Origin of the sequence: Gracilibacillus marinus, from assembly GCF_042651725.1 — a bacterium.
Taxonomy (GTDB): domain Bacteria; phylum Bacillota; class Bacilli; order Bacillales; family Amphibacillaceae; genus Gracilibacillus; species Gracilibacillus marinus.
The window spans coordinates 405,131-417,244 of sequence record NZ_JBHSDV010000003.1; the positions used below are offsets into that span (position 1 = coordinate 405,131).

Consider the following 12,114-nt stretch of genomic DNA (forward strand, 5'->3'; position numbering starts at 1 on the left):
GAGTGAGTAGATTGAGCATACAACGAATTAATATGCCTCAGTTAGGTGAGAGTGTAACTGAAGGTACTGTTACTACATGGTTGGTGAAGGTTGGAGACTACATAGAAAAATACGATGCCATTGCTGAAGTAATGACAGATAAAGTGAATGCAGAAGTACCATCTACCTATTCAGGTACAATTACGGAATTAATTGCTAAAGAAGGCGAAACAATCGAGGTCGGACAATTGATGTGTTATATCGAGGATGGAGCAGAAGATAAGAAGGTTGCTGCAGATCAAGTCAATCCTCCAAAGGAACTGACCAATGGCACGCAAGACGATGATCGAATGAAAAAACGATATTCACCTGTTGTAATGCGTCTAGCTCAAGAGAATGATATTGATTTAACTAGTGTGTCAGGCACTGGAAAAGGCGGCCGTATTACAAGAAAAGATATTGAAAAATTACTCACAAATACTGATGAGAACGACAGGGTGACTAGTCATAAGACTAAAGAAGAGGTACCTACAATAGAACCGAATCAACAGGCTGAAGTAGAAATAGATGAATTCACACCGCCAATCATTAGAAGAAAGCCATTAAAGGCAAATCCAGGTGATAGAGAGATTCCTGTTACAGGATTAAGAAGAACGATTGCGCAGAATATGGTTCGTTCCAAAACAGAGATTCCACATGCATGGATGATGATTGAAGTGGATGTTACTAACTTAGTAGCATATCGAAATGCAGAGAAAGTTCAGTTTAAAGAAAATGAAGGCTATAACTTATCTTATTTTGCATTTTTCTTGAATGCAGTTGCAAAAGCTTTAAAGAAATTCCCTGAATTAAATAGCTGTTGGGCAGGAGACAAAATAATTCAAAGAAAAGAAATTAATTTATCCATTGCAGTTGCGCATGGGCATGAGTTATATGTACCTGTCATCAAACAAGTAGATGAAAAAAGTATTAAAGGTATCGCTAAAGAAATACATGAATTATCTAGAAAAGCCAGAACTGGTAATTTAACACAAAATGATATGGAAGGTGGTACATTTACAGTTAATAATACTGGTTCCTTTGGTTCTGTTGAGTCAATGGGAGTCATTAATTATCCACAGTCTGCTATACTACAAGTGGAGTCAATTGTAAAAAGACCAGTAATTATTAATGACATGTTTGCTGCAAGAGACATGGTGAATTTATGTTTATCATTAGACCACCGTGTTTTAGATGGTGTCATTTGTGGAGCATTTATGTCTCATGTGAAAAGTATTTTAGAAAACATTTCGAGTGAAACTACACCAATTTATTAAACGGATGAAATTCTTCCCATTTGATTTTTTGATGATTGAATAGAGTAAGATATGTAAAAACAAAAAAACCGAACATTATATCAATATTTTAAATAAATATTCTGATATAGATCGGTTTTTTCTTTTTAATTTATAGGTTTATAATTACGATCAATAAAAACCGATTGTTAATATGGAATAAAGTTGTACTATTTTAAAAAAACTATATCATTCTGTAAGACCTTTTTGTATACTAATGAAAGGTATAGGTATAAATTATATTATTATTTTGTTTCTATTGCAGGAGGTTTATATGATTTTAATTGAAGCATTTGTATTTTTAGGTACGATTGCATTTGCAATCTCTGGATCTTTAATTGCTATTCAAAAAAGGTTAGATATTTTTGGAATTCTACTATTAGGACTTACTACTGCTCTTGCCGGAGGGGTTATAAGAGATTTGATGATTGGGAAAATTCCTCCAACTAATTTAGCTGAACCACAATATTTTTTAGTGAGTCTTTTAGCTAGTTTAATTACAATTCTTTTTTATGACAAAATAAGAAGCTTTAACAATAGTATTTCTTTTTTTGATGCAATTGGTTTAGGTGTTTTTACTGCCGTTGGTGCTAATGCAGCACTCAGTATAGATTATTCACAACCATTTCTAGTTGTGGCAATGGGTCTTGTTACAGGAATTGGCGGTGGTGTATTAAGAGATGTGTTTGTACAGGAAATTCCTCAAGTTTTTCGTAAAGAAGTATATGGAATTGCTTCGATTTTAGGTTCTGTTTCTTTATTATTAACATATAACTTATTCTCACCAATTATTAGTTTGTATATTTGTTTAACTGTAACATTTACAATTCGGATGATTGCTATCAAATGTAAATGGAATATACCAATTGTGGATAGAAAATCAAAAATAAACCGTTCAATAAAATCTTAATCTGTTATTTGCCTTTTTGTAATATATCCACTTACAATTACACCAATAGTGATGATGATAGATAAGATGATAACAAGATAATGATGTTGGATTTGGAATGTGTTCATTATAAAAGGTTCATGAATAAGCATGTCTGTACCTGTATAGACAAGAATAGCTGCGCCAATATAAATAAAGATCGGGTATTTATTCAGTATCATTACAATAAATTTAGATCCGAAAATCATCAAAGGTATACTTATAATGACACCAAATGTGAGTAAACCAATGTCACCTTCAGAAGCACCAGCAATAGCTACTACATTGTCTAAACTCATAATTACATCAGCCATAATAATAGTAAACACAGCTTTGTATATAGATGAATGTGACGTAATATGTTGGTTTTCTACATCATTTAATAATAATTTGTAACTAATCCAGATTAATAGCAAACCACCAATAAAATATATCATAGGAAAGTGAAGTAAATATATTACACCTGTTGCAAATATAATTCTTAGTAAGATAGCACCACCTACACCAATTAATATTGCTTTATTTTGGTGCTTTTTTGCTAAATTCTTTGTAGCTAATGCTATAATTAATGCATTGTCTCCAGATAAAACAATATCAATCGAGATAATTTGTAATAGTCGAACCCAATCCATATCGTTAAGAAACATTAATAGTGACAATCATATTCCTCCTTAAACTTTTTGGACAAATTAGCCTAACTTACTATATGCATGCTTGTATAATAGATATGCTAAATTAAATAGAAGATTTAAATTATATAAGGAGAATTAAATTTTTATTTATTATAGACTAGTTAAATACCTATCGCGAAAAATGTCGAATGATTCAATTGTTGTAATTAGATGTGTTCAAATCGGCTTGTATTATGTATAATTAATGATGTGACAGGAAGAGGAGTGCGTTATGGAACCATCTAAACAAATTAAATACATACTTGGAATTACGTTAGTAGTAACTTCAGTTTTTTTCTTATTTTTATTAATTCGTTCCAATGAAATTATGGAGGATATGAAAGAAGAAGTAAAAAACCCTACAAAAGTATTAATACTTACGACAGATAATTTGCGAGATCAAAGTTGGGGTAGTCAAGCATACAAAGGGAAGTTAGAAATGGAAAATGAATTCAATGTTGACATTAACTTAAAAGCTGAGGTTGACATTGATAATGAACTTGAATCGTTCATTACTGAAGCAATAGAAAATGATGTGAATTTAATTATTGGTCATGGTCGAGAATTTTCGGAAGCATTTTATAAGTTATCGGATTATTATAAAGATATTCAATTTATTACAATCCATGGTACATATGTAAATGATAATTTAGCTGTATACACATTTGATCACCAAGAAATTGAATATGTTGCAGGTGTAGCTGCTGCATTAAAAACGAAAACTAAAAAAGTTGGCGTAATTGATGCAGTAGATAATAGACATAAAGACTGGGGCTTTCCTAAAGGATTAGCAACAATTGATCCAACAATAGAGTTTCAATATGGGGTAGTTTATTCACGAGAAGATCATGAGAAAGCATTAGAAATTGCTAATAATATGATTGAGGACGGGGTAGATATCATTTACTCTAAAGGAAATAGTTATAATCAATCCGTTATTAATTTGGCAAAAGAAAAAGGTTTATATACAATCGGTTATTTAGAAGATCAAGCATATATGGCTAATGAAATTGTGCTAACAAGTGTTTTGAATAACGTACCGAAAATTTATACAGCTATTATGAAAGATTATACAAGTGAGAATGGTATCGAAGAAGAAATAAAGTATTTAGACACAACGGATGGTGTTTATGGTTTAGCACCATTTGGAGATATGTTCACACAAGAAGAATTAGATATCATTTCAAAAGAAAAAGAAGAGATATTGGCTTTACCATAGTTAGGACATGTTAGGAGAACAAGTGGATGAAGAATTTTATGATGCAATTATCACTAAGAAACAAACTGCTATGTATTCTCCTTGTAATAATGCTTATATTCAGTGGATTTTCTATTTTTCTGATTCAATCACTTGATGAAATTAATGAAGTAACGAATACAATTAAAAAGGAAAATTTACCTACATTAGTCTGGTATAATCATTGGGAGAAAGAGCTGGCAATCAAAAAAAGTTTAGTCGAAACACAATTAAAAAATGATTCTAAAGAGATTTTTATTAGAAATTACCTCGATTTTGATGAAGATTTCAGTCAAAACCAATTTAATGAAACAATGGAGTTGCCAATAGAGTTAATTGAATTAAATAATAGATTGATATTACTAGACTTCATTATTACAAATAAAGTAATGGGATTATTAGATTATGAAGAAGTAGAAGCGGCAAAAGGTGTGTTAGAGAAGGAATATTTACCTGAATTAATCGAATTACAAAAGGTTATTATGACAAATAAAGAAGAAGAAATGCAAGCATTTGACAAAAATTCCGAAGCATTTCCAATTATTATCGAAAAGTCAATTATGATTTTACTTGTACTGACCTTTATTGGAGTATTGACAGCTATTTATTTCTCATATAGGGTAAGTAAAAATATGTCTGAGCCTATTGTTGAAATGGTTCAAAAAGTAAATCATATAGCTAATGGAAATTACGATGTCAAACTGGATGAACCATCACAAATTGAATTTAGAAGTCTTGCTAAATCGATTACACAAATGTCACTTAGTTTGCAACAATCTTTTCAGAAGATATTGCATGACAAAGTGAAACATGAGGAAATTCTAAATTCTTTGCCAATTGGTATTATTACGTATGACGAAACTGAAAAAGAGTACATGGTTAATTCTTTTGTAAAAAAAATACTTCAAATAGATGCTGAAAAGTTACAAGATAAACGTGTAATACCTCAATTAAGAACAAATCCTTTATTGCAACTTTTTTTCTCTAAGGATACATGTTTAAATAAAAAGATTACAATAGAACTGAATCAACAACATTATGTGTTTCTTGTTTCACAAGTAGAGTTAAATGACTATATGAGTGTAAAGACAGGGAAAATTTTTTACTTTATTGATATTACAGAATCAGCGTTATTGGAAGAGCGAATTATTAAGTCAGAAAAATTAGCATTAGTTGGAGAAATGGCAGCATCTTCTGCACATGAGATTAGAAACCCTCTAACAGTGATCCATGGATTTTTGACATTAATGCAAGAATCGTTGAATAAAGAGCAACTTGAGCAATTTAATTTCCGCTTAATGATGAAAGAAATCGAACGGTTATATTCTATTGTTGAGCAAATGTTACTAATGTCGAAACAGAAGCCGCCAGAAATGAGACCAACAGATTTGAATGAAGTATTAAATGACTTATTCCCATTACTAAATGGAACATTCAAGTCTAAAAGTATAGATTTTATAATGAATCTAACAAATCAATGTGTACTTGCAGATTCAAAACAATTAAAACAAGTGTTTTTGAATTTAATTAGAAATAGTATTGAAGCAATTGGTTCAAATGGTAAAATAACTATCTCTGCTTTTGAACAACAAGATGATGTGTATATAAGAATTCAAGATAATGGGGAAGGTGTACCTGATTCTATCAAAAGAGAATTGTTTGAACCGTTCTCTACATCCAAATCCAATGGTACTGGTCTAGGTTTAAATGTTGTTAAAACAATTATAGAGAATCATCAAGGTTCCATCGAGCTGTATACGAGTGACAATACTGGTACAACATTTCAAATTCGTTTACCAATTTGTTCGTCTACATCTAATCGGTTTGTTTAATTGAAATTCCATATTTTTATTGATATGATAATAGTATAAATGTATTTGGAGAAATGGGGTAATAGTATGGACTTTAATTTATTTATGGGTGATATTGTTGAAACAGCTAGAGCAGAGATACGAGATGCCGGTTATAAAGAATTACATACAAAAGAGGATGTTCAAGAAGCGCTGAAACAAGAAGGTACAACACTTGTGATGATCAACTCGACTTGTGGTTGTGCTGGAGGCGTAGCTAGACCAGCTGCAGCAAGTGCTGTTCATTATGACAAAAGACCAGATCATTTAGTAACAGTGTTTGCAGGGCAAGATCGTGAGGCAACAGAAGTAGCGAGAAGTTATTTTGGGCAATACCCACCTTCTTCACCATCTTTCGCGTTATTAAAGAACGGTGAAATTCAAAGAATGGTTGAAAGACATGAAATAGAAGGGCACAGTCCAGTTGAAGTAGTGACAAAATTACAAACATTATTTGATGAATATTGCGAGGAAGTATAGGTTACTACAGTGAATATTAACCTTTTTCAGTAAAGATGATTATTTAATACAAAAAGTTTAGGTAATGCAAAAAAGGAATCTTCATCTATGATGTAGATTCCTTTTCCAATTTAGATTAAGAAGGATAATCCCATAGTTAAAGTAGATAATACCATTACAATAATCATAATATATACAATAATTTTCATTCTTTTTTGACGTTTAGATGCCATCTAACACGTTCCTCCTTTGTTTACATTCCTATTATTATTGTACATGGTATTAGCTATTTGAACAAGTAATTATTAAATAGAATTGAGGTAATGATAATGACTGATGAAAAAAGAATTGTTCAACAATTTATTGATTTAGTTTCGATTGATTCAGAGACAACGGAAGAGAGAGAAATTGCGAATTATTTGATAAAAATTTTAGAAGAATACGGATTAACTGTGGAGGAAGATAATACGAATGAGTTGACCAATCATGCTGCAGGAAACTTGATTGCAAAACTACCAGGTAACAAAAATAGAGATGCAATATTGTTTACTTCTCATATGGATACTGTAACACCAGGTAAATCGATTACACCGATTGTAAAAGATGGTTATATTATGACAGATGGTACGACAATATTAGGAGCAGATGACAAAGCAGGCATTGCGGCAATACTTGAAACAATCCAAATTATACAAGAAGAGAAATTAGAACATGGAGATTTGTACTTTGTTATAATGACAGGGGAAGAATCTGGATTGGTTGGTTCAAGACATATAGATATAAATAAACTACCTGTAAAATACGGATATGCACTTGATAGTGATGGAGATGTAGGGAATATTGTCAATGCAGCACCTGCTCAAAATAAGTTATACGCAACCATTAAAGGGAAGTCAGCCCATGCTGGTGTGAGCCCAGAAAAAGGAGTATCTGCTATAAGTATCACAGCAAAAGCGATATCGAAAATGCCACTAGGAAGAATAGATGAAGAAACGACAGCTAATATTGGTAGTTTCGAAGGTAAAGGTCCTACAAATATTGTATGTGATAAAGTATTATTAGTGGCAGAAGCTAGATCTATTTCCAAACAAAAACTAGAACAACAGACCACTGTGATGGTAGAAGCATTAGAGAAAACTGCTACTGCAATGGGAGGAACGATGTCTATCAAAATAGAAGAAATGTATCCATCGTATCAATTCTCAAAAGATGATTATGTTGTTACTCAAGCGATGCGTGCAACAACATCGATTGGCTTAACGCCGAAACTTGTAACTAGTGGTGGTGGAAGTGATGCGAATCATTTATCTGGAAAAGGTATTCCAACAGTTAATTTAGCTATTGGATACGAGAATATCCATACAACAAATGAAAAAATTCAAATTGAACAATTAATTACTATTCCTAAATTAATGCTTAGTATCATTAAAAATAGTAACTGACTTGTATTTATTTAGAAAATTATAAAATGAAAATTTGTGAGCAAAATCAACAGGAAATTTCCATTTTTGTTCTTAAAAGAAGGGATGAATCATGTCAAAAGAGTGGTATCCCAAAAAGGGTAAAGTCATACTTCATGTGGATATGAATAGTTATTATGCTTCAGTGGAGATAGCGGATAATCCAGCTTTAAAAGGGACGCCTGTTGCAATTGCGGGAAACCCAGATGAACGTAAAGGGATTATTGTAACAAGTAGTTACGAAGCAAGAAAATTTGGAGTTAAAACAACCATGCATGTATTTGAGGCTAAGAAATTATGTCCGGACTTAGTTGTCTTAAAACCTAATTTTAATCGCTATCGAGAGGTGTCACAACAAATTTTTCGGATATTTGAACAATTTACAGATTTAGTAGAACCAGTTTCTATTGATGAAGGTTATTTAGATATTACAGAATGTGCTTCAATTGGAACGCCAATAGAAATTGCTAAAATGATTCAAATGGAAGTAGACAACCAGTTACATTTGCCCTGCAGTGTAGGAATTGCTCCTAATAAGTTTCTTGCCAAAATGGCATCAGATATGAAGAAACCATATGGTATTACAATACTTCGTAAGAGAGATATTAAAAAAATGCTATGGCCCTTACCTATTGAAGAAATGTATGGTATTGGAAGAAAAACCGCAGAGAAGCTTAAAGCTAATCATATCCATACAATAGAAGAGTTTGTGAAAACAGATATACACAAAATAAGACAACTGCTCGGTGTAAATGGGCAAAAATTATATAATCGAGCAATTGGTTTTGATCCAAGACCAGTAGACCCATCACAAGCATATAGCTTTAAGAGTATTGGTAATTCGAGAACATTTGCGCAGGATATCACTACATATGAAGAATTAATTGTACAATTACAAAATTTAGCGAAAAGTGTAGCAAATAGATTAGAAAGAAAAAATGCTGTTAGTGATACTGTGCAACTTACCATTCGGTATTATAATCGAAAAACAGTAACTAGAAGAACGAAATTAACTACATTTATATATACACATGATGATATTTTTTACTATAGCGAAATGCTACTCAATCAACATTGGGATGGATCACCAATTAGATTATTAGGGATTACACTTCAAGATGCCAAGAAGAAAAACGAAGCATCGTATCAATTAAGTATTTTTGATAAATTATAACAAAACAAGGTTCATTATATACTGAACCTTGTCCCATCATTCGCTATTTCTGTGTGAGAAAAAATACTTCTAGCTTCTTCTAACAATTGTGGAATCTCTTCTTTTTGATACCTTGAAGAGATATGAGTTAAAATTAACTTCTTTACATTCGCTTGAAGACAGAATGTAGCAACTTCTGTAGTAGTTGAATGAAAATAATCTCTAGCAAGAGTAGATTTATCTTTAGCAAATGTGGATTCATGTACAAGAACATCCACTTCATGAGCTAACTCGATATTTGTATCATCTACTCGTGTATCACCAAATATTGCAATCTTTTTGCCTTGTTGTGGTTCTGAGATGAATGGTGCAGTAGCTACTATCGTTCCATCAGGTAATGTTACATGCGTCTGTTCCTTTATTTCTTTGTATATTGGACCTGGCAAAATATTATGATTTCTTAATTTATCTACTAATAATTTACCTTGAATCGGTTGTTGTTCAATTCTGAATCCGTAAGACGGAATGCCATGATGTAATTGTTTAGCAGTAATAGTAAAATTATCATCACTAAATATCAGTCCATCTTCTATTTCTTGATAATGTAAATCATACGTGAGATGTGTACAACTTATTTGTAGCGCTGTTTGGACAAATTCTTTTATTCCGCTTGGTCCATAGATTGTTAATGGGCTTGTCCCGCCAAGAAAGGAACGACTACTTAAGAATCCTGGCAACCCATATATATGATCACCATGTAAATGTGTGATTAAGATTTTGTTAATTTTTCTTGGTTTAATGGTACTATGTAATATTTGATGTTGTGTTCCTTCTCCACAATCAAACATCCACATAGACTTCAGTTCATTAGATAAATCTAGAACAATAGAACTGACATTACGTTCTTTGTTAGGCATGCCTGCTCCAGTTCCTAAAAATTCAAGTTCCATATTATGACTCCTTCAATTGTTTAGCTTATAAGGTAGCTTTAAAATTAGATTTTATTTGATTTGCTATATAAGGTACATCTGTAATGATACCTTGACAACCGTATTTAAATACTTTTTTCATCCAAATAGACTGATTTACTGTATAAACGGATACAAACATATCATTCTTATTAGCAACTTCGACTAGGCGTTTATTTAATAATCGAAATCTAATATGAACACCATTTGCTTGTAATTGCATACTGTCTTCTATTAAATTTCTCCTTTGTTTACTTGTTAGTACTGCTGTTACAATGTTCTTATCAATTTTATTTAATTCTATCAAACTATTGCGATTAAATGTAGATATGATACTTTGATGAACCATATTATACTCTACTAACTTACGATAGACAATTTCTTCTATATTCTTATATTGGATAAGGTTATTTTTTAATTCAATATTTAATTTTAGTTGTTTGTCTAGATTCCATTGCAACAAATCATCTAAACTTGCTAGCTTTGTGTGTTTGTATTTCTCGCTATGCCAAATGCCAGCATCAAGTTTTGACAATTCTTTATACGTGTAATCTTGAACAAAGCCAGTTCCTGTAGTAGTGCGTCTTACATTCTCATCATGAATTAATATAGGTATATTATCTTTTGTTAATTGAACATCGACTTCTATTCCATCAGCTCCTGATTGATAAGCTAGTTCAAAAGCAGGCATCGTGTTTTCAGGAGCTTCTTTACTTGCCCCGCGATGTGCGTAAATTAGTGTATGCAATTGACTCACCTCCATGTATATTTTTTCACTTGTATTGTTTTATTCTAGATTTTTTATATTACTTGTCAATTTTACTTATCTATTTTATTCATATGCTCCATATTCATTTCTATTAGTAAGATTCTAAATCGTTGTATGATATAATGTTGAGTAACACAACACAGATAATAAAAGTCTATGTTATTAATTGGACAGTTACGAACATTAAATTTTGATAAAGATCAGGTGATGAAAATGAACATATTGCAAAATAAAATAATCTTGGTTACTGGCGCCTCTTCAGGTATAGGTCGATCTATCGTAATGAAACTAGCAGAAAAAGGTGCTATACCTATTATGATTGCAAGGTCTTCAGATAAATTAGAAGAAATTAAACAACAAATTAACAGTTTATATGGCATGGAGAGTTATTATTATGTTGTAGATATGTTAGATCAAAATAAATACGAATCTATTCTCGACAATATAAAAATTTCACATCCTACCATTGACGGTATAATTAATAATGCTGGGTTTGGGAAATTTGAAAAACTAGAGCAAATGGATTTCAATACATCTAAAAACATGATACATCTAAATCTTCAATCATTGATTTACACTACATATACCCTTTTACCAATACTTAAAAAGCAACCTAATGCACATATTGTTAATATCGGTTCCCAAGCAGGCAAACTTGCAACACCTAAGTCAGCAGTGTATAGTGCAACAAAAGCCGCTGTTATTAGTTTTAGTAATGCTCTAAGACTAGAGTTAATCGAAGATAATGTATATGTCACCTCTGTTAACATCGGACCTGTAAAAACAGAATTCTTTGAGCATGCCGATCCAACAGGTAACTATTCACGTAATATTGAAAAATATATGCTGGATCCAGATAAACTTGCCAAAAAAATAGTAGGATCTTTATTTACGCGTAAAAGAGAAATTAATTTGCCGCAATGGATGCAATTTGGAGCAATCTGTTATCAATTAGCGCCAAACACAATGGAAAAACTACTTAAGAAGCAATTTTCTAAAAAGTAATAAGTGTCTGAATATAAATAAGACGAACGTTCTTATGTAACCTCCCTAAGTTAGCTGAAAGAGTTTATTTTATTTTCTTCTAATAAATAAAAAGTTGCACACATATTTATTTGATATTGATAATTAGATATGTGTGCAACTTTATTTATTTTTTAAAGAAACCGGTCAAAGATAATACTACTCATATGTTGAGGATAACCGTTTTGGTATGTCAACACTAAATCAAACAAATTTTTAAAGGTTCATTAACTTGTATTCATTCGGTGTTAAATAATGTAATGATCCATGAATTCGGATGCGA

12 protein-coding genes are annotated in these 12,114 nt (G+C 31.6%); 8 read left to right on the forward strand and 4 right to left on the reverse strand.

Annotated elements, in window-relative coordinates:
* Positions 1-11 precede the first annotated feature (11 nt).
* Complete coding sequence (locus ACFOZ1_RS12360) at positions 12-1,295, forward strand: dihydrolipoamide acetyltransferase family protein (protein ID WP_390199713.1); 1,284 nt, start codon at positions 12-14, stop codon at positions 1,293-1,295.
* 292 nt (positions 1,296-1,587) lie between these two features.
* Complete coding sequence (locus ACFOZ1_RS12365) at positions 1,588-2,223, forward strand: trimeric intracellular cation channel family protein (protein ID WP_390199715.1); 636 nt, start codon at positions 1,588-1,590, stop codon at positions 2,221-2,223.
* On the opposite strand, the gene ACFOZ1_RS12370 is transcribed toward ACFOZ1_RS12365, so the two are convergent.
* Positions 2,220-2,900: a TerC family protein gene (locus ACFOZ1_RS12370; protein WP_390199717.1), complete on the reverse strand. Its 681-nt coding sequence runs from the start codon at positions 2,898-2,900 to the stop codon at positions 2,220-2,222. The genes ACFOZ1_RS12365 and ACFOZ1_RS12370 overlap by 4 nt on opposite strands.
* A 244-nt stretch (positions 2,901-3,144) precedes the next feature.
* Between ACFOZ1_RS12370 and ACFOZ1_RS12375 the strand changes: the two genes are divergently transcribed.
* From ACFOZ1_RS12375 to ACFOZ1_RS12385, 3 genes are all read left to right on the forward strand, one after another.
* Positions 3,145-4,131, forward strand: coding sequence for a BMP family ABC transporter substrate-binding protein (locus tag ACFOZ1_RS12375; RefSeq protein ID WP_390199719.1), 987 nt, complete (start codon positions 3,145-3,147; stop codon positions 4,129-4,131).
* 26 nt (positions 4,132-4,157) lie between these two features.
* Positions 4,158-5,981, forward strand: a complete 1,824-nt coding sequence (locus ACFOZ1_RS12380; RefSeq protein WP_390199720.1) for a sensor histidine kinase — start codon at positions 4,158-4,160, stop codon at positions 5,979-5,981.
* 66 nt (positions 5,982-6,047) lie between these two features.
* Positions 6,048-6,479: a BrxA/BrxB family bacilliredoxin gene (locus ACFOZ1_RS12385; RefSeq protein WP_390199722.1), complete on the forward strand. Its 432-nt coding sequence runs from the start codon at positions 6,048-6,050 to the stop codon at positions 6,477-6,479.
* Between the two features lie 110 nt (positions 6,480-6,589).
* On the opposite strand, the gene prli42 is transcribed toward ACFOZ1_RS12385, so the two are convergent.
* Positions 6,590-6,691 carry a stressosome-associated protein Prli42 gene (gene prli42, locus ACFOZ1_RS12390; protein ID WP_390199723.1) on the reverse strand — a complete coding sequence of 34 codons (102 nt, stop codon included), beginning with the start codon at positions 6,689-6,691 and terminating at the stop codon, positions 6,590-6,592.
* A 96-nt stretch (positions 6,692-6,787) separates the two neighbouring features.
* On the opposite strand from prli42, the gene ACFOZ1_RS12395 reads away from it, so the two are divergent.
* Together ACFOZ1_RS12395 and ACFOZ1_RS12400 are read left to right on the forward strand one after the other, a co-directional pair.
* A complete protein-coding gene (locus ACFOZ1_RS12395) occupies positions 6,788-7,900 on the forward strand; it encodes a M20/M25/M40 family metallo-hydrolase (RefSeq protein ID WP_390199725.1) in 1,113 nt (370 codons plus the stop codon).
* A gap of 91 nt (positions 7,901-7,991) precedes the next feature.
* Positions 7,992-9,092, forward strand: a complete 1,101-nt coding sequence (locus ACFOZ1_RS12400; RefSeq protein ID WP_390199727.1) for a DNA polymerase IV — start codon at positions 7,992-7,994, stop codon at positions 9,090-9,092.
* 14 nt (positions 9,093-9,106) lie between these two features.
* Here ACFOZ1_RS12400 and rnz read toward each other — a convergent pair whose 3' ends face one another.
* On the reverse strand, positions 9,107-10,021 hold the full coding sequence (gene rnz, locus ACFOZ1_RS12405) for a ribonuclease Z (RefSeq protein WP_390199729.1): 915 nt from the start codon (positions 10,019-10,021) through the stop codon (positions 9,107-9,109).
* A 25-nt stretch (positions 10,022-10,046) separates the two neighbouring features.
* Positions 10,047-10,787: a glycerophosphodiester phosphodiesterase gene (locus ACFOZ1_RS12410; RefSeq protein ID WP_390199730.1), complete on the reverse strand. Its 741-nt coding sequence runs from the start codon at positions 10,785-10,787 to the stop codon at positions 10,047-10,049.
* A 234-nt stretch (positions 10,788-11,021) separates the two neighbouring features.
* Here ACFOZ1_RS12410 and ACFOZ1_RS12415 point away from each other — a divergent pair, with 234 nt between their 5' ends.
* Positions 11,022-11,813, forward strand: a complete 792-nt coding sequence (locus tag ACFOZ1_RS12415; protein WP_390199732.1) for an SDR family NAD(P)-dependent oxidoreductase — start codon at positions 11,022-11,024, stop codon at positions 11,811-11,813.
* The last annotated feature ends 301 nt before the right edge of the window (positions 11,814-12,114 follow it).

Excerpts from the sequence above, each read along its gene's own strand:
- ACFOZ1_RS12365 (WP_390199715.1), top strand. The coding sequence starts at position 1,588 with ATGATTTTAATTGAAGCATTTGTATTTTTAGGTACGATTGCATTTGCA.
- ACFOZ1_RS12375 (WP_390199719.1), top strand. The coding sequence starts at position 3,145 with ATGGAACCATCTAAACAAATTAAATACATACTTGGAATTACGTTAGTA.
- ACFOZ1_RS12380 (WP_390199720.1), top strand. The coding sequence starts at position 4,158 with ATGAAGAATTTTATGATGCAATTATCACTAAGAAACAAACTGCTATGT.
- ACFOZ1_RS12385 (WP_390199722.1), top strand. The coding sequence starts at position 6,048 with ATGGACTTTAATTTATTTATGGGTGATATTGTTGAAACAGCTAGAGCA.
- prli42 (WP_390199723.1), bottom strand. The coding sequence starts at position 6,691 with ATGGCATCTAAACGTCAAAAAAGAATGAAAATTATTGTATATATTATG.
- ACFOZ1_RS12395 (WP_390199725.1), top strand. The coding sequence starts at position 6,788 with ATGACTGATGAAAAAAGAATTGTTCAACAATTTATTGATTTAGTTTCG.
- ACFOZ1_RS12400 (WP_390199727.1), top strand. The coding sequence starts at position 7,992 with ATGTCAAAAGAGTGGTATCCCAAAAAGGGTAAAGTCATACTTCATGTG.
- rnz (WP_390199729.1), bottom strand. The coding sequence starts at position 10,021 with ATGGAACTTGAATTTTTAGGAACTGGAGCAGGCATGCCTAACAAAGAA.
- ACFOZ1_RS12415 (WP_390199732.1), top strand. The coding sequence starts at position 11,022 with ATGAACATATTGCAAAATAAAATAATCTTGGTTACTGGCGCCTCTTCA.